19 protein-coding genes are annotated in these 15,495 nt (G+C 70.6%); 10 read left to right on the top strand and 9 right to left on the bottom strand.

Annotated features, from left to right (window positions below; all coding sequences use genetic code 11):
- Window positions 1-93 precede the first annotated feature (93 nt).
- Window positions 94-885 carry a GNAT family N-acetyltransferase gene (locus F9278_RS04290; RefSeq protein WP_152167067.1) on the top strand — a complete coding sequence of 264 codons (792 nt, stop codon included), beginning with the start codon at window positions 94-96 and terminating at the stop codon, window positions 883-885.
- Entirely contained in the window at window positions 882-1,106 is a 225-nt protein-coding gene (gene infA, locus F9278_RS04285) for a translation initiation factor IF-1 (protein WP_152167066.1), read from the top strand. Before F9278_RS04290 ends, infA begins: the two co-directional genes overlap by 4 nt.
- Here infA and F9278_RS04280 read toward each other — a convergent pair.
- Together F9278_RS04280 and F9278_RS04275 are read right to left on the bottom strand one after the other, a co-directional pair.
- Entirely contained in the window at window positions 1,103-1,738 is a 636-nt protein-coding gene (locus F9278_RS04280; protein WP_152167065.1) for a serine hydrolase domain-containing protein, read from the bottom strand. The two genes, infA and F9278_RS04280, sit on opposite strands and share 4 nt — an antisense overlap.
- Before the next feature lie 50 nt (window positions 1,739-1,788).
- Window positions 1,789-2,019, bottom strand: a complete 231-nt coding sequence (locus tag F9278_RS04275; RefSeq protein WP_226966628.1) for a hypothetical protein — start codon at window positions 2,017-2,019, stop codon at window positions 1,789-1,791.
- Between the two features lie 189 nt (window positions 2,020-2,208).
- Between F9278_RS04275 and F9278_RS04270 the strand changes: the two genes are divergently transcribed.
- Entirely contained in the window at window positions 2,209-2,880 is a 672-nt protein-coding gene (locus tag F9278_RS04270; protein WP_226966627.1) for a TetR/AcrR family transcriptional regulator, read from the top strand.
- A 60-nt stretch (window positions 2,881-2,940) separates the two neighbouring features.
- On the opposite strand, the gene F9278_RS04265 is transcribed toward F9278_RS04270, so the two are convergent.
- Window positions 2,941-3,459: a TetR/AcrR family transcriptional regulator gene (locus F9278_RS04265; protein ID WP_152167063.1), complete on the bottom strand. Its 519-nt coding sequence runs from the start codon at window positions 3,457-3,459 to the stop codon at window positions 2,941-2,943.
- A gap of 69 nt (window positions 3,460-3,528) precedes the next feature.
- Here F9278_RS04265 and F9278_RS04260 point away from each other — a divergent pair, with 69 nt between their 5' ends.
- The 3 genes from F9278_RS04260 to F9278_RS04245 all read left to right on the top strand — a co-directional run bounded on the left by F9278_RS04260 (window position 3,529) and on the right by F9278_RS04245 (window position 6,102).
- Window positions 3,529-3,798, top strand: coding sequence for a hypothetical protein (locus tag F9278_RS04260; RefSeq protein ID WP_152167062.1), 270 nt, complete (start codon window positions 3,529-3,531; stop codon window positions 3,796-3,798).
- A 450-nt stretch (window positions 3,799-4,248) separates the two neighbouring features.
- Window positions 4,249-5,457: a cytochrome P450 gene (locus tag F9278_RS04250; protein WP_193241364.1), complete on the top strand. Its 1,209-nt coding sequence runs from the start codon at window positions 4,249-4,251 to the stop codon at window positions 5,455-5,457.
- A gap of 39 nt (window positions 5,458-5,496) precedes the next feature.
- Window positions 5,497-6,102: a nuclear transport factor 2 family protein gene (locus F9278_RS04245; protein ID WP_264300160.1), complete on the top strand. Its 606-nt coding sequence runs from the start codon at window positions 5,497-5,499 to the stop codon at window positions 6,100-6,102.
- A gap of 45 nt (window positions 6,103-6,147) precedes the next feature.
- Here the strand turns inward: F9278_RS04245 and F9278_RS04240 are convergent, their stop codons facing one another.
- Window positions 6,148-6,903: an IclR family transcriptional regulator gene (locus F9278_RS04240; protein WP_226966626.1), complete on the bottom strand. Its 756-nt coding sequence runs from the start codon at window positions 6,901-6,903 to the stop codon at window positions 6,148-6,150.
- A 217-nt stretch (window positions 6,904-7,120) separates the two neighbouring features.
- On the opposite strand from F9278_RS04240, the gene F9278_RS04235 reads away from it, so the two are divergent.
- The 3 genes from F9278_RS04235 to F9278_RS04225 all read left to right on the top strand — a co-directional run bounded on the left by F9278_RS04235 (window position 7,121) and on the right by F9278_RS04225 (window position 9,541).
- Window positions 7,121-7,837, top strand: coding sequence for a CoA transferase subunit A (locus tag F9278_RS04235; protein ID WP_152167060.1), 717 nt, complete (start codon window positions 7,121-7,123; stop codon window positions 7,835-7,837).
- A gap of 1 nt (window position 7,838) precedes the next feature.
- Window positions 7,839-8,474, top strand: coding sequence for a CoA transferase subunit B (locus F9278_RS04230; protein WP_152167059.1), 636 nt, complete (start codon window positions 7,839-7,841; stop codon window positions 8,472-8,474).
- Window positions 8,475-8,854: 380 nt separating this feature from the next.
- Window positions 8,855-9,541 carry a response regulator transcription factor gene (locus F9278_RS04225; RefSeq protein ID WP_152167058.1) on the top strand — a complete coding sequence of 229 codons (687 nt, stop codon included), beginning with the start codon at window positions 8,855-8,857 and terminating at the stop codon, window positions 9,539-9,541.
- A gap of 349 nt (window positions 9,542-9,890) precedes the next feature.
- Here F9278_RS04225 and F9278_RS04220 read toward each other — a convergent pair whose 3' ends face one another.
- The 5 genes from F9278_RS04220 to F9278_RS04200 all read right to left on the bottom strand — a co-directional run bounded on the left by F9278_RS04220 (window position 9,891) and on the right by F9278_RS04200 (window position 13,947).
- On the bottom strand, window positions 9,891-10,094 hold the full coding sequence (locus F9278_RS04220; protein ID WP_152167057.1) for a hypothetical protein: 204 nt from the start codon (window positions 10,092-10,094) through the stop codon (window positions 9,891-9,893).
- Between the two features lie 73 nt (window positions 10,095-10,167).
- Window positions 10,168-11,502, bottom strand: coding sequence for a Gfo/Idh/MocA family protein (locus tag F9278_RS04215; protein ID WP_226966625.1), 1,335 nt, complete (start codon window positions 11,500-11,502; stop codon window positions 10,168-10,170).
- A 3-nt stretch (window positions 11,503-11,505) separates the two neighbouring features.
- Entirely contained in the window at window positions 11,506-12,087 is a 582-nt protein-coding gene (locus F9278_RS04210) for a hypothetical protein (protein WP_152167056.1), read from the bottom strand.
- 10 nt (window positions 12,088-12,097) lie between these two features.
- On the bottom strand, window positions 12,098-12,985 hold the full coding sequence (locus F9278_RS04205; protein WP_226966624.1) for a carbohydrate ABC transporter permease: 888 nt from the start codon (window positions 12,983-12,985) through the stop codon (window positions 12,098-12,100).
- Window positions 12,982-13,947, bottom strand: a complete 966-nt coding sequence (locus F9278_RS04200; RefSeq protein WP_152167054.1) for a carbohydrate ABC transporter permease — start codon at window positions 13,945-13,947, stop codon at window positions 12,982-12,984. The genes F9278_RS04205 and F9278_RS04200 overlap by 4 nt, the downstream gene beginning before the upstream one ends.
- Before the next feature lie 226 nt (window positions 13,948-14,173).
- On the opposite strand from F9278_RS04200, the gene F9278_RS04195 reads away from it, so the two are divergent.
- The gene (locus tag F9278_RS04195; protein ID WP_193241363.1) at window positions 14,174-15,475 is read left to right on the top strand and encodes an ABC transporter substrate-binding protein; all 1,302 of its coding nucleotides are present in this window, start codon (window positions 14,174-14,176) and stop codon (window positions 15,473-15,475) included.
- Window positions 15,476-15,495: the final 20 nt, after the last annotated feature.

Here is a 15,495-nt window from a genome sequence, read left to right as displayed (position 1 = left end):
GTGGGTGCTCCCTCAACCCGTCACGGTCCGACGGCTGACGTCCGGTGTCGCCAGGAGCGCCTGAGAACGAAGGCACTCCTGAAGGAGACTCCGATGGACACCAAGCCATTCACGAACGGCCTGAGCGAGGACGCGGTGGTGATCACACGCGTCGCGGACCGGCACTGGCACGCGCTGGAGGACGACCTGGTGGTCGGCCGCGGCCACGCGGAACACCGGCCCGACGGACGTCTGTTCGTCAGCGTCGACGCCTGGCACGACACCGTCTTCGACCGGCTCGCCGAGGCCATGACGGCGCACCTGCCGGCACCGCTGTACACGGTGGTCGACGAGGCCGACGCCGAGCTGACCGCCGGCTGGCTGCGGGCCGGGTTCACGATCCGGCGCCGCGAGTGGGAGTACGTCGTACCGACCGACCCTCGGATCACCGGCCTCGAAGCGGTCCCACCGCCCTCGGGCGTGACGATCGTGCCCGCCGGTCGGACGGACGAGCGTCTGCTGCGGGCGGTGGACCGCGCGATCCGTGCCGAGGTCGAGGCGACCGTCGGGTGGCAGTCGATGCCCGCGGAGGTGGTTCCCCGCCCCGAGGGCGACACCATCGTCGACCCGTCGAAGTACGCGGTGGCAGCGGCACCGGACCGTTACCTCGGTCTGATCCGGGTGGTGAGGGTGATCCGGCCGCGCATCGGGCTCGTCGCCGTCCTGGCCGACGAGCGGCGCCGGGGCATCGCGAGGGCACTGCTCGCCCACGCGCTGGGGACGCTGCACCGCTCCGGGGCCGTCGCGGCCTGGACCGAGGTGCAGGAATCCAACCGGGCCGCCTCGGCACTGTTCGAGGGCATCGGCGCCCGACCGCTGGGCAGCAACCTGGAACTGGTGCGATGACGAGGAACAGGAACGTCATCGAGGTCGAGGGCAGAGTCGTCGAGTGCCTGCGCAGCGCCATGTTCACCGTGGAGCTGGAGAACGGCCACCAGGTGCTCGCACACATCAGCGGGAAGATCCGCAAGAACTACATCAAGATCATGCTTGAGGACCGGGTACTCGTTGAACTCCCGCCGTACGACCTGACACGCGGCCGGATCGTGTTCCGCTACCGGAACTAGGGCGATCGGTCGGCCCGGCCTGCCCGGAGTTGCCCGATCAGATCCAGCGTGAGAGGTCGGGCAACCTCCCGCAGATCCCATCTCCCTTCCTGGACCGCCTGGTTGCCGGCCCAGAACACCATCAGGTCACCGCGTACGGCGTGCACGTTCACGCCGTACGACCAGTCGTTGCCGCCGGAGTGGGTGGCGAGACTCCCGCCGGGCATGACGATCCAGCCGTAGCCGCAGGCGTAACCGTCGTAGCCAGGCAGTCCGGTGGGGACGTGGGCCTTGAACATCTGGGCCCGCGCCTCGCGGTCCAGGAGGGTGTCGTCGGTCAGGGCGCGGTGGAAAAGGAACATGTCGCGGGCCGTGGACAGCAGGCCGCCGTTGCCGCGCAGGTTCCAGTACGGGCCGTCGGGGGCCCAGGGGTGGTCCAGCGGCCGTCCTTGGGAGACCCCGTGTTCGTCGTACTCCACCGCGATCCGTGAGGTGTCCCAACGCGGCAGGACGTAACCGGTGTTCCTCATGCCCGCGGGAGCGAGGATCCGCCGTGCCAGGAAGTGTTCGTAGTCCATGCCGGAGGCGATCTCGACGACGGCGGCAAGCAAGCTGTAGCCCAGATTGGAGTAGGAGAACCCGCTGCCGGCCACCGCCGTCGTCGCTGTCGCTGCCGCTGTTCACGCGCGTGTCACCCCCGATGTCATGGGCTGCTTTCCGCGGGCAGGCAGTCGCCGGAGGCGAAGAGCTGCGGCCACGCGCTGTTTCCCTGGTACGCGGCGATGGTCCAACGGGTGTAGTTCCAGCGCTTGTCGCTGTTGTACTCGGCGAGCAGCGCGGGGCAGGCCGTCTTGGTGACGACGTCCTGGAAGTGGGATTGCTGGGCGCGGCCGGAGAGCGTGCCGGAGCCGTCCAGGGCCCACACGTACACCATCTTCTCGACGGGATCGAAGCCCAGGGGGACGCGACCGATCGGATTCTGACATGCGTCAGATTGCGACTATAATCTGACGCATGTCAAGTAAACTGTCGGCCGGTCCACCGGTCCTCGGAGCACGAAACAGGCGCGTCGGCGCGACGGAGGAGTCCGCGTCGGCGCGATCGGGAAAACATGGAGGCAGGGATGTCGGCGAGAGTCAAATCAGGGCGACGGCCGGGGCGTCCCGGCGCGGGCACTCCCGCCGTGCCGGAGGAGCGGAACGTCCTCCAGCGTGGGCTGGAGGCGTTCGCGGAGCTGGGCTACGACCGGGCGTCCGCCCGTGAGCTGGCCCGTCGTCTCGGCGTCAGCCACAACTTCATCAACGACCGGTACGGGTCGAAGGCGGCCTTCTGGCGTGCGGTCGTGGACTGCGCGCTGGGCGTGCAGCTCGCCCGGCTGCCGCGGCCGGACACCGCCGTCGACGAGGCCGAGCAGCTCAGACGGTTCATCGCCGACCTCTACTGGAACGCCGTGGAGACGCCGTTGATGGGACGACTGATGGTGGACGAGTTCTCCCGGGACACCGAGCGGCTGGACCATCTGTACGAGCACTACATCGTTCCGACCTTCGAGCTCGTCCGGCCCGCCGTCGAGCGGCTGGTGACGTCCGGACGCATGGCACCCGTCCCGGCGGACGTGCTGTTCTTCGCCATCATGGGCCCCGTGTCGGGAATGCTGGAGGTGCCCCTGGCCCGGCGCCTGGGCAGACTCGAGAACGCCTCGCCGCGGCAACTGGCGACAACCGCCGAATCACTGGCCCAACTTGTCGTCAACGGGCTCCTCGGCGCGGGGTCGGGCGACCTGGCTCGTACGTGATCGGGCGGCTCGGCCGAGGCGGACCCGCGACGGCGGGGCGTCGGAGCGGCGTCCGGTGTGTCATCCGGTGGGTTGCAGGACCGCGCTCAGGGCGCGGACCAGATGACGCCGGCGCGCTGCGGGGGTGAGGCCGACCGTCGCCGTCTGTGAGTCGTCGAGGAGGGCGAGCAGGACGGCCTGGGCGTGCATGATCTGGTGCGCGGTGGCAGCCGCCGCCGTGGTGCAGCCGAAGCGCTCACTGAGGTGGGAGGTGAAGTACTCGGCCGCGTGCCGCATCATGTCGGCGCCCTGGGCCTGGAGTTCGGGATCGGCGCGTCCGGTGATCATGAAAGCGTGGAACACCGACCGCCGCTCGGTGAAGACCCGGAGGAACAGGTCCACCAGGCGTGCCAGGAGTTCGTCGGGGTCGTCGAGGCTCCACAGGGACTCCGAGGTGGCCAGCCAGTCGGTCACGGTGCTGTCCAGGAAGTGCTGCTGGGCGGCGACGAGCAGTCCGCGGCGGTCGCCGAAGCGGTGGTAGAGGGCGCCGTTGGACACCCCCGACTCACGGCTGACGGCGGCGATGCTCAGTCCTTCCATGCCCCGCAAAACAGAGTGAACGCTCTATTTTGGATCGGAGCGTACGCTCTGGTCCGTGGGCAGTCGACAATGACCACAAAACCTGGCGGGAAACCCGGGGCCGCGGCACCGTCCGCGAAGCGCACCGCCCCGCCGTCCGCGCTGACGGCGGGGGTGATCGGCGCGCTGGTCGGCGTCCTCGTCAACTACCTGCTCGTCGGCGTGCCCGACGGCGCGGCGGCCAACGCCGTCAATCACGCCATGAGCGGGCTCATCAGCGGCTTCGCGGCCGGCTTCTTCGGCTTTCTCTCGCACCGGCGCGAAGAGGCCTCGGCGTCGAGGCCCGAAGGCGTCGTCTAGGCGGGCCGTCGCCCGCCCGCCCGCCCGGCCGTCGCCCGCCCGCCCGGCCGTTGCCCGGCCGCCCGGCCGTCGCCCGCCCGCCCGGCCGTCGCCCGCCCGCCCGGCCGTTGCCCGGCCGGCCGCCGTACTCCTCTCCTCGCTCCTCCCCGTCGGCCCCCTTTGTGCGCTCGGCGCACCGCCCTCACGTCATTCGCACAAGAAACCCATGACTTTGTGCGTGAACGTTCAAGTAGGTGGATAGGGTCCGATCATGCAGGGCCAGAACGACTCCGGTCATTCCCCCGAGCCGGGCCGCGGAACCGCCCGCCCATGCCCCTGGCCTGCCGCACCCCTGGCCGACCCGTGCCCGTGACACAGTCCTCCGGGTCGCCGACGCCAAGGACCTTCTCCTCGCCCTGACCCGTATCGCCACTCACCGAGTGACAGAGAAAGAGCATCGGAGCCCCCCACATGAGCCCGACGGACACCCTGCCCCCGCTGCCGTCCCTCCCGCCCCTGCCCCATCGGCGTCCCCTCCTCGATCCCGCCGCCGAGTACGGCCGTTGGATCACGGAGCGCCCCCTCGCCAGGATCACCCTGTGGGGAGACACCCACCCCTGGCTCGTCACCCGCCACGAGGACGCCCGCGCGGTCCTCAGCGACGCGCGTTTCAGTTCCCGGAACACCCGGCCCGGCTTCCCGGGCCTTCAGCCGACGCCACCGCCCACCACCCCCGGCCAGCTCTTCGCCATGGACCCGCCCGACCACACGCGGCTGCGGCGCATGCTCATCCCCGAGTTCACCTTCCGCCGGGTCGAACAACTGCGGCCGGCCATCCGGAACATCACCGGCGAGCTGCTCGACGGTCTCGTGAAACAGGAGCGGCCCGCCGACCTCGTCGAACACTTCACCCTGCCGCTGCCGCTCCTGGTCATCTGTGAACTGCTCGGGGTGCCCTACGAGGATCGTGACTTCATCAACCGGCACGCCGCCGCGTTCGCGACCGTGTCGGCCGGGCCGGAGGCGATGCGCGCCGGCTGGGGCGCCCTCTTCGGCTACCTCCAGCGGCTGCTGGCCACCAAGTCGCGCGCACCCGGCGACGATCTGATGAGCAAGCTCGCCACGGAACGGGTCGCCACCGGCGAGGCGAGTGCCGAGGAGGCCGCCGGGATGCTCGTCCAGCTCCTCATCGCGGGCCACGAGACCACCGCGAGCATGCTCTCCCTCGGCGTCGTCGCCCTGCTGCGGCACCCGGAGCAGCTGGCCGCGCTGCGGGCCGACGAGGATCTCGTGCCCGGCGCCGTGGAGGAACTCCTGCGCTACCTCACCGTCGTCCACATCGGCATGCGCCGTATCGCCACCGAGGACGTCGAGATCGGCGGTGTCACCATCCGGGCCGGCGAGGGCGTGGTGGTCGCCTTGCAGGCCGCCAACCGGGACCCCGCCGTCTTCGCCGACCCCGACCGGCTCGACCTCGCCCGGCAGGCCGACCGGCACCTGGCCTTCGGTCACGGTCTCCACCACTGCCTCGGCCAGTCGCTGGCCCGCGCCGAACTCCAGATCGCGCTGCCCATGCTGTTCCACCGGCTGCCGGGACTGCGCCTGCACGGGACCGCCGAGGAGTACGCGTTCGAAGGGCGCGCCATCCACGGCGTACGGGAGCTGCCCGTGGCCTGGTGATCCCGGCGCGACGCGAGGGTGACCCGTCCCTTCGGACCGGTGCCGGACGCCTTCCGGCACGAGGTCCACCGGGTCATCGCCGATGGCGACCTGGTCGCCGTGCACGGCACTCACCACGGCGTGGGGCCGGTCCCGCTCGTCGCCTTCGACGTCTTCCGGGTCGATACGGACGGCAAGGTGGCCGAGCACCGGGACGCCCTCGCCCCGCGGGTCGCGGTCACCGTCTCCGGCCGTTCGCAGACCGACGGCCCCACCGAGCCGGGGGACACCGACAGGACCGAGGCCAACCGGGCCCTGGTGACGGAGTTCGCCCAGCAGGTCCTTGTCGGCGCCGACCGCTCGGCGCCGACCGACTGCTTTTCCACCGAGACCTGCCACCAGCACAGCCCCGAGGTCGGCGACGGGGTCGACGGCTTCGGCGCGGCAGCGGAGCGGTGGGCCGAGCAGGGCAGGAGCCGCCTGTACGAGAAGGTTCACAAGGTCATCGCCGAAGGCGACTTCGTCCTGGTGCTGTCCGAGGGCGAGTTCGGTGTGCCGGTCGCCTACTACGACCTGTTCCGCCTCGCGGACGGCAGGATCGTCGAGCACTGGGACGTCGTCATGCCCGTCCCGGCCGAACTCCCGCACGACAACGGGCTGTTCTGACCGCGTCGCTCGGGACCGTCGGGCCCGCTCCCCGCCGGACGGGGGTCAGCGCACGGACCTCGTGAGCCGGTGTGCCTCCTCCAGGAGCAGACGGCCCAGCGACTCCTGGCGATCGGGGCGGAAGCGCGACTCGATTCCGGTGAGGGTCAGTGCCCAGCCCGGAACGCCCGCGCGGTCGAACACCGCGGCGGCCATGCCCCACGAACCCTCGACGATGAGCCCGGGGTTGAGGGCCCAGCCGTGTGCGCGGGTCGCCGCCAGCCGCTCCCGGAGGCTCACGGCCGTGTAGGCGTCGCCCCACCGCCGGACGAGGTCCGTCCTGCGCAGATAGTCCTCCGCCTGGCCGCCGGGAAGGTGGGCGAGGATCGCGATACCGGCCGAGGCGACACCCAGCGGGAAGCGGGCGCCCTCGTGGAGCACATAGGAGCGGATCGGGAAATCGCCGTCCTCCCTGAGCAGCACCACGGTCTCGTCCCCTCGGCGGACCGAGAAGAACGCGCTCTCGCCGGTCTCCCTGGCCAGCCGGAGCACGCTCCCGCGCGCCTCCTCGGTGAGGTCGTAGCGCGCCGCCGACGCCATACCGAGCACATATGTCTCCGGACCGAGAAACCAGAGTCCCGAGCGGGCGTCGCGGTCCACCAGCCCTTCCGCCGCCAGCGATTCGAGCAGTCGGTGTGCCGTGGCACGTGGCAGGCCCGCCTCCTCGGCGACCCGGGTCGTCGAGGCACCGGACGCGGTACGGCCGGACAGCGCCCGGAGCAGTGCCGCCGCCCGTGCCACGACACTCGGTGACTCACTCACGGGCTTCGGGCGCTGCATGGGCTTCACGGCCTTCCCCGGTTGTCGCTGTCGTCGCCCACCCTAACGTGGGCGTCCACTCAGTGGACGAAGAATCGCCGATCGTCCGCTGGGCGGGAGAAGAGACGTCATTGATTGACCCTCCACCAGGCCCATTGTCATAAAGAGGGGCGACCACTGAATGAACAGTGCGGAGCACCTCCTGAAGGGACGGACGGCCATGGCCATGCTGAGAGCCAGTGCGGAGGAAGCGCTGGCGGGAACGCTTCGTGACGGGATCACCCTCGCGGTCGGCGGGTTCGGACTGTCCGGCAACCCCGTCGATCTGATCGAGGCCGTGCGCGACTCGGGCGTACGCGACCTGACGATCGTGTCGAACAACATGGGGATCGACGGGAAGGGCCTGGGACTGCTCCTGGAGAACAACCAGGTGACCAAGGTCGTCGCCTCGTACGTCGGGGAGAACAAGCTGTTCGCCCGGCAGTACCTCGACGGGACGCTGGAGGTCGAGTTCTGCCCCCAGGGCACGCTGGCCGAGCGGCTGCGCGCGGGCGGCGCCGGGATAGCCGGCTTCTACACCCGGACCGGGGCCGGTACATCGGTGGCCGAGGGCAAGCCCCACGCCGACTTCGACGGCCACACCTATGTCCTGGAACGCGGCATCGTCGCCGACCTGGCACTCGTGCACGCGCACACCGCCGACGCGGCGGGCAATCTGCGCTACCGGCGGACGGCCCGCAACTTCAACCCGCTGGTGGCGACGGCGGGGCGGGTCACGGTGGTCGACGCCGAAGTGGTGATCGACGGACATCTCGACCCGGACGACGTGATGACGCCCGGGATCTACGTCGACCATGTGGTCCGGGCCGCCGACCGGCCCAAGGAGATCGAGCGCCGCACGGTGCGGCGGCCGAGCGTCGTCGGGCAGGGGGTCTGACATGCCTTGGAGCCGGGACGAGATGGCGGCGGTCGCCGCGGGAGAACTCAGGGACGGTGACTACGTCAACCTCGGCATCGGTATTCCGACGCTGGTGGCCAACCATGTCCCCGACGGTGTGAACGTGCTGCTGCAGAGCGAGAACGGTCTGCTCGGCATGGGGCCCTTCCCCTATGACGGCGAGGAGGACGCGGACCTGATCAACGCCGGAAAGCAGACGGTCACCGCCGTGCCCGGGGCCTCGATCTTCGACTCCGCGACGAGCTTCGCGATGATCAGGGGCGGTCATGTGGACCTGGCGATCCTGGGCGCGCTCCAGGTGTCCGCCACCGGGGATCTCGCCAACTGGACGGTCCCGGGCAGCTTCGTGAAGGGCATGGGCGGTGCCATGGACCTGGTGGCCGGCACCCGTCGGGTGGTCGTGCTCACCGACCATGTGGCGAAGGACGGCTCACCGAAGATCGTCACGGAGTGCACGCTGCCCCTGACCGGAGTGGGTGTGGTGCATCGCGTCATCACCGATCTCGCCGTCCTCGACGTCACTCCCGACGGGCTGCTGCTCCGCGGGCTCGCCCCGGACGTCGCCCTGGACTACGTCCTCTCCGTCACGGGAGCGCCCGTCACGGTGGCCGTCTGATCCACTCCGACGTCCAGCCGCACGTCCGCAGGGAACCGGCCCGGTTCGTGACGTCCCGTTCCGGTCGGCCGGTCGGTTCTGGGAACTTCCTGGGAAACGGGCCGGCATCCCCCTCGGGTACGCGTGCGACCTGCGTGGTCGCCTTCTCGGCTCTCAGAGACCTCTCAGGACCACTCGGGAACGTCGTACGCGGGACCGCCACTGTGCGCGGGCCCAGACGGACACGCGGCGCCGCCCTCCCCCCCTTCCGGCGCCGCGTGTCTCCGTACGAGCGAAGCGGAGTGGTCGTCGATGGCAGGAACCAGCGTCCGGCCCGGTACGAGGGCCAGGTCACCACGCCCCGCAGCACGCCCCACCGCGCCGGTGCGGCTGATCGGTCCGTGGCAGACGCCCTGGAAGGCGCGGCGGCCGTGCTGTGCGCGGCCCCGCGGCACGCCGGGTTCACGGTCGCCGCGGCCGGGACGGGACAGGAGGCGCTGGACCGGGCGCGGGAGGTCTCACCGGATCTGGTCCTGCTGGACGTGATGCTGCCCGACCCGGACGGCTTCGAGGTGATCCGGCGGCTGCGCGAACAGGACCGCCCCGCCACGGCGTCCCGGACCGGATATGTGCCCGTCGTGTTCCTCACCGCCCGGGACGCCACCCAGGACAAGATCGAGGGGCTGGTCCTCGGCGGGGACGACTACGTGACCAAGCCCTTCGACCTCCACGAGCTGATCGCCCGCATTCGCGCCGTCCTGCGCCGCACCAGCGGAGATCCGACGGCCCTGCTGCGCGTCGCCGACCTGGAGCTGGACGCCGAGGGGGTACAGGTGGCCAGGGCCGGGGAGCCGCTGCGACTGTCGCCCACCGAGTTCCGGCTGCTGCACTACCTGATGACCAACCCCGGGCGCACGGTCTCCAAGCCGCAGATCCTCCAGCGGGTCTGGGACTACGACTTCAACGGGGACACCGGCATCGTCGACACCTACATCAGTTATCTGCGCCGCAAGATCGACAACGGCGGCCCGAAGCTCATCCACACCGTGCACGGCGTCGGATACGTGCTGCGCGGACCGAGGCCGTGACCAGCCCTTGTGCCCCCGGCCCCCGTGCCCCCGACCCCCGTGCCCCCGACCCCCGTGCCTCCGGCCCCTGGGCGAGGGCGTCGCTGCGCAGCCGGGTGCTGTTCCTGGCCGTCGCGCTGCTCACGGTCGGGTTCACGGCCTTCGGTCTGCTCACGGGGAGCGCGCTGCGCGGCTATATGGAGGACCGCGTCGACGCCCAACTCCGCGCGGCGGCACAGGTGTTCTCCCTGGTGCCACCGGCGGCGGCGGAGAGCGGCGCCGCGCGGAAGCCGCCCGCCGGCCTCGCCGACTTCAGTACGGACGTCCTCGGCATGGACGGCAGCCGCTTCGAGGAGGCCGGAGACCACGCCTACGCGTGCGCGGAGATCGAGGGCGGGGTCATGCTCCACCTGGCCCGCGACACCGAGGGCGGCTTCGAACTCCGCAGCCGCTTCATCTTCGACAGGGGCCCGCCCTGGCCCCCGAGGACGAGGCCGGCCGGGCGGGCGGGCGAGCGTTCAGTCTGTCCATCGCCCTCGAACTGTTCTTCCACCTCCAGAGCGAGTTCACCCACCTGTCGACGTTCCTCGCGGACCTCTACGGCGAGTTCGGCCCCCAGGCCTCCTGACCTCGTGGCCGGCCCCCGCTCACACGTCGAGCAGGTCCCGTGTCCGTACCGGCCGTCCCGACTCGAAGGACCGGTTCGCGGCCAGGCCCGTGACCAGCGAGCGAGCGCCGTCGGTGGCGTTCGCCGCCCGCCCCAGCGGATCGGGCGCGGGCTCACCGAACAGGTCCGCGAGCATCCGTACGTCACCGCCGCCGTGTCCGCCCTCGCCGGTCCGCACCTCAAGCGCGCGCGGCGGCTCCCAGAACCGGCGCAGCAGCAGCTCCGTACGCCCCGCCGTGTCGCCCACCGACTCCCCGTGCAGCACCGCGCTGTCACCCGGCACGATCACCTCGGACCGGGTCCAGGTGGACTCCTCGACGAGCAGTTCGAGACGTCCTTCGCTGCCGTTGAAGGCGATCCGGTAGCCCTCCCAGGGGGCGTACGCGGTGAGGTGGTAGGTGAGGCTGGCGCCGGAGGCGTAGCGGACCAGGACCGCCATGTCGTCCTCGATCGTCACCCCGGGGCCGAAGACGTTCTGGTCGCGGTGGTAGCCGTCCTCGGTCTCCGCGTCGAGGTACAGCGCGGAGAGCAGCGGTGAGTCGGCCAGCCGTACGGCGAAGGGGTCGTCCGCCGCCGAGGGGGAGCCGTGGGCGCGGGCGTAGTCCCGGGCCAGGCCGCGGCGCGCGCCCGCCCGGTCGCCGTAGAAGAACAACCCTCCCTGCGCGTACACGGTTTCGGGCTCGGTGCCCAGCCACCAGTTGACGAGGTCGAAGTGGTGGGTGGCCTTGTGGACCATGAGGCCACCGGAGTTGGCCTTCTCGCGGTGCCAGCGGCGGAAGTAGTCGGCGCCGTGCCGCAGGTCGAGCAGCCACTCGAAGTGCACCGAGCCGACCTCGCCGATCCCGCCGTCCGCGAGCAGCTCCCGTACGGCCGAATGCACCGGGTTGTAGCGGTAGTTGAACGCGACCCGCACCTCGCGGCCGGTGCGTCGCCGGGCGTCCAGGATGCGGCGGGCCTTGTCGGCGTCGGTCGTCATCGGCTTCTCGGTGACGACGTCGCAGCCGGCCTCCAGGGCCTGGACGATGTAGTGGTCGTGGGTGTGGTCCACGGTGCAGACGACGACGAGGTCGACGCGTTCGCGGCGCAACATCTCCGTGAAGTCCTCGGCGGCGTACGCCGGGACCGAGGCGCCGATCCACTCGTTGTGCACCGCCATTCTGCGCGGGTTGACATCGCAGAAGCCGACCAGGTCGATCCGGTCCGCGTAGGGACCGGCGAGCGCCTGGGCGAAGAGCCGGGCGCGGGCGCCCAGTCCCACCACGGCGCAGCGGCGGCGTGCGGTGTCGGCGGGCATGCGTACTCCGATCGGTTCCATGGTTCAACGGGGGGACGACTCGGGGGAGGGGGCGGCGGGTGACAGCGGTCGCCAGGCGTCGGCGGCCGTGGCCGCGAGCGCGAGCGGGCCGAGGACGACGATCAGCAGGACCGGGGACATGGCGAGCAGCGCGGCGACCGCGACCGTCGCCCCCGCCAGCAGCACGGGGACGAGAGGCTGTTCCGGCATCGAGCGGAACGCCGCGACGACGACCGCCCGCCAGGAGGTCCCCTCCCGCCAGCCGGCGGCGCACCGCAGCCCCAGGGCGGCCAGGACCGTGCTCGCCACGGCCACCGGAACGCCCATGCCGGGCCCGTGCGCGTCCAGCGCCACGGCGTCCAGCCACAGCAGCGCCCCCGCCCCCGTCGGCACCAGCCAGACCGCCCGCCCCGAACGCAGTACGCGGCGCAGCGCGGCCAGCATCGTCGCGGGGGTCACCCCCGGCCCGCCATGGGCCTGTTCCCGCAGCACCGCGCAGCCGGCGACGAACGCGGGGAACGCGGTGACGACGGGGAGCGCGCAGACCAGCAGGAACACACCGAGGAGCAGACAGTCCGCGAACAGGTGGAACCACGCACGTCGCATGCCGCCCCGCCTATCCCTTCAGCCCGGACGTCTGGACACCCTCCACCAGCAGGCGCTGGAAAGCGAGGAAGAACAACACCACCGGTACGAGCGTGAGCACGGACATCGCGAACATCGGGCCGAACGCGGCGCTGCCGGACTGGTCGACGAACATCCTGAGGCCCAACTGCAGCGTGTAGGTGTCCGGATCGGCCAGATACATCAGCTGGGGGAGGAAGTCGTTCCAGCTCCAGATGAACGAGAAGATCGTCGTGGTCACCAGCGCGGGCTTGAGCAGCGGCATGACGACGTGCCAGAAGGTGCGGTACGGGCCGCAGCCGTCGATGATCGCCGCCTCGTCCAGCTCACGCGGCAGCGAGCGGATGAACTGGACGATCAGGAAGACGAAGAACGCCTCGGTGGCCAGGAACTTCGGCAGGATCAGCGGCAGATACGTACCGACCATGCCGAGCTTCTGGAAGATGACGTACTGCGGGATCAGCACCACGTGCAGCGGCAGCATCAGCGTGCCGATCATCAGCGCGAAGTACAGGCCACGGCCGCGGAAGCGCAGCCGTGCGAAGGCGTAGGCGGCCAGTGAGCAGGACACCACGTTGCCGACGACCGTCCCCGCCGAGATCAGCAGCGAGTTGCCGAACATCCGCCACAGCGAGATACCGCTGACCCCGTCGATCGCGTGGGTGTAGTTGCCCGGGGTGAAGACCTCCGGGACGGGGCTCAGATTGGAGATGATCTCGGTGCCGGACTTCACCGACGCGGTGAGCAGCCACAGCACCGGATAGAGCAGCACCAGGCCGATCGCCACACAGACGAGATGCCACAGCGCCGCACGCAGGCGGCCCGCGGGCGAGTCGGCGACCGGGGCCGGGACCGGGGGCGGGGGTGCCGTGGTCGTCACGAGGCGTCCTCCTGGCCGTAGTGGACCCACATGCGGGAGGTGCGGAAGACGATCGCCGTGACCAGCGCGATCACGATCAGCAGGACCCATGCCATCGCGGAGGCGTACCCCATGTGGAAGTTGGTGAAGGCCTGTTCGTACAGGTAGAGGGAGTACAGCAGGGTCGAGTCGGCCGGTCCGCCGCCGCCGTTGCTGATCACGAACGCGGAGGTGAAGGACTGGAACGAGTTGATGATCTCCAGGACCAGGTTGAAGAAGAGGACCGGGGACAGCATCGGCAGGGTGATGGAGAGAAAGGTGCGCGCGCGGCCCGCCCCGTCGAGGGACGCCGCCTCGTACAGCTCCCTCGGGATCTGCTTCAGCCCGGCGAGGAAGATCACCATGGGGGCGCCGAACTGCCAGACGGTCAGCGTGATCAGCGGATACAGGGCGTAGTCGGGGTTGTCGGTGAAGCCGCCGAGGTGGATCCCGAGCGAGCCCAGGGTCTTGTCGGTGAACCCGTCGGTGGCGAACAGCGACCGCCAGACCAGCGCGACACTCACGCTCGCGCCGAGCAGTGACGGCGCGTAGAAGGCGGCGCGGTACAGACCGACCCCGCGGCGGGCCCGGTTGAGCAGCAGCGCCACGGCGAGTGCGGCGGCCAGCTTGAGCGGGGCACCGACGAAGACATATCTGAGGGTGACGCCGATGGAGGCGAGGAACCGGTCGTCCTCCAGCATGTAGCGGTAGTTGGCGAGGCCCACCCATTTCGGGCTGGTGAACAGGCCGTAGTCGGTGAACGACAGATACAGCGAGGTCAGCATCGGGCCCAGGGTCAGCGCGATCATGCCGATCAGCCAGGGGGCGAGGAAGACATGCGCCGACAGGGCCGTCGAACGCCGGCGCCGTGCCGGCCGGGCGTGATCGGTGGCGCCGCCGCGCGGGCGGGGCAGAGGGCGGGGCGGGGCGGTCGCCTGGGCCATCGTGTACGGCTCCTCCACATCGAGGATGGATGACGGCGGCAACGTTTGCATGCGATCTCGGCCATGCGCAAGAGGCGAGGAACCCCATGATTATTTGGTGTGCGGCATTGACTTGGGTCAGGGGCCGCGCGTAGCTTCCGGGCCAGTTGGAAACAGAGTGGGAACGTTTGCAGTCGTTCCTTCCTGCTCACTCGACCCGCCGAGCGAAGGGCCGCCGATGTCCCCGATGCGCCGACCCCGTGTCCTCCCCTCGCCCTCACGCCGTCGGCTGCTCGCCTCGCTCGGCGCCCTGGGTGCGGGCGCCGCCCTCGCGGGATGCGGCGGTGAGGACGCCTCGGCCGACGGCGAGGCGCACCTGAACTTCCAGTGGTGGGGCGGCGACGAGCGCAATGTGGCCACCCAGAAGGCGGTCCGGCTCTTCGAGCGGCGCAACCCGAGGATCAAGGTCTCGGTCTCCTTCACCGGGTACGACTCCTACTTCCAGCGGCTCGCCACCCAGGTGGCCGCGGGCACCGGCCCCGACGTCCTGCAGATGGACTACTACCAACTGCGGTCCTACGCCGCCAACGGACTGATCGCCGACCTCGGCGGCCCCGACTTCTCCGGCATCGGCATCGACGAGATCCCCCAGGTCTATGTGGACGCCGACCGGCTGGACGGCGATCTGTGGGCGGTGCCCACGGGCATCTCCACCCAGGCGCTGCTCGTCGACCCCGCGATCTGGCGCAAGGCCGGCGGGCTCCCCAAGCCCGGCTGGACCTGGGACGACCTCATCGAGGACGTCGGCCCCGCCCTGAGGAAGGCGGCCCCCGACCGGTCCCCGCTCACCGACTTCGGCCGCTACAGCGAGACCTTCGACCTCTGGCTCGTCCAGCGCGGCAAGTCCCTGTACAAGGACGACGGTTCACTCGGCTTCACCCAGGCCGACCTCACCGCGTTCTGGGAACTCACCGCACGGCTGCGCGACAAGGGCGTCTTCACCCCGCCCCCTCTCACCGCCTCCTACGACGGTTCGACCGCCAGCTCCCCGCTCGTACGGAAGCTGTCCGCCGCCGAGTTCAACCTCACCGGCACCGTCATGCCCTACTTCGAGGCGTACGGCGACATCTCCCTCGTCCCCTTCCCCACCGCCTCGGCCGGCGCGCCACTGGGACTGACCGCGCAACCCGGAATGATGTGCGTACGCCGCAGCAGCGCGCACCGACGGCAGGCCGCGCTGCTGATCGACTTCCTCCTCAACGACCCGGCGGCCGGCGCCGCCCTCGGTGTGGTGCGCGGACTCCCGCCGAACCGGCGGACCATGAACCGCATCGCCCCCGGACTCGGCGAGGGCGACCGGGTGGTGTACGAGTATGTGAGCGCGCTGGAGCGGCGGTTCACGGCGTCCGCGATCCCGCCGTCCGGTTCCGACGAGGACAAGCTGGAGTTCCGGCGCGTCAACGAGGACGTCCTCTTCGGGAAGAAGACCGTACGGGAGGCCGCGGCCGAGATGTTCGAGAAGTACAACACCACCGTCCCCCAGGGCTGAGCCCACCACCGGCGGCCCCC

Origin of the sequence: Streptomyces phaeolivaceus (assembly GCF_009184865.1) — a bacterium.
Taxonomy (GTDB): domain Bacteria; phylum Actinomycetota; class Actinomycetes; order Streptomycetales; family Streptomycetaceae; genus Streptomyces; species Streptomyces phaeolivaceus.
This window is presented reverse-complemented; position numbering and strand designations above follow the sequence as displayed.

What these genes read in the sequence shown, in the direction of transcription:
- F9278_RS04265 (WP_152167063.1), bottom strand. Translation starts at nt 3,459, where the DNA reads ATGGAAGGACTGAGCATCGCCGCCGTCAGCCGTGAGTCGGGGGTGTCC.
- F9278_RS04195 (WP_193241363.1), top strand. Translation starts at nt 14,174, where the DNA reads ATGCGCCGACCCCGTGTCCTCCCCTCGCCCTCACGCCGTCGGCTGCTC.
- F9278_RS04270 (WP_226966627.1), top strand. Translation starts at nt 2,209, where the DNA reads ATGTCGGCGAGAGTCAAATCAGGGCGACGGCCGGGGCGTCCCGGCGCG.
- infA (WP_152167066.1), top strand. Translation starts at nt 882, where the DNA reads ATGACGAGGAACAGGAACGTCATCGAGGTCGAGGGCAGAGTCGTCGAG.
- F9278_RS04260 (WP_152167062.1), top strand. Translation starts at nt 3,529, where the DNA reads ATGACCACAAAACCTGGCGGGAAACCCGGGGCCGCGGCACCGTCCGCG.
- F9278_RS04290 (WP_152167067.1), top strand. Translation starts at nt 94, where the DNA reads ATGGACACCAAGCCATTCACGAACGGCCTGAGCGAGGACGCGGTGGTG.
- F9278_RS04210 (WP_152167056.1), bottom strand. Translation starts at nt 12,087, where the DNA reads ATGCGACGTGCGTGGTTCCACCTGTTCGCGGACTGTCTGCTCCTCGGT.
- F9278_RS04230 (WP_152167059.1), top strand. Translation starts at nt 7,839, where the DNA reads ATGCCTTGGAGCCGGGACGAGATGGCGGCGGTCGCCGCGGGAGAACTC.
- F9278_RS04235 (WP_152167060.1), top strand. Translation starts at nt 7,121, where the DNA reads ATGGCCATGCTGAGAGCCAGTGCGGAGGAAGCGCTGGCGGGAACGCTT.
- F9278_RS04200 (WP_152167054.1), bottom strand. Translation starts at nt 13,947, where the DNA reads ATGGCCCAGGCGACCGCCCCGCCCCGCCCTCTGCCCCGCCCGCGCGGC.
- F9278_RS04250 (WP_193241364.1), top strand. Translation starts at nt 4,249, where the DNA reads ATGAGCCCGACGGACACCCTGCCCCCGCTGCCGTCCCTCCCGCCCCTG.
- F9278_RS04215 (WP_226966625.1), bottom strand. Translation starts at nt 11,502, where the DNA reads ATGGAACCGATCGGAGTACGCATGCCCGCCGACACCGCACGCCGCCGC.
- F9278_RS04275 (WP_226966628.1), bottom strand. Translation starts at nt 2,019, where the DNA reads ATGGTGTACGTGTGGGCCCTGGACGGCTCCGGCACGCTCTCCGGCCGC.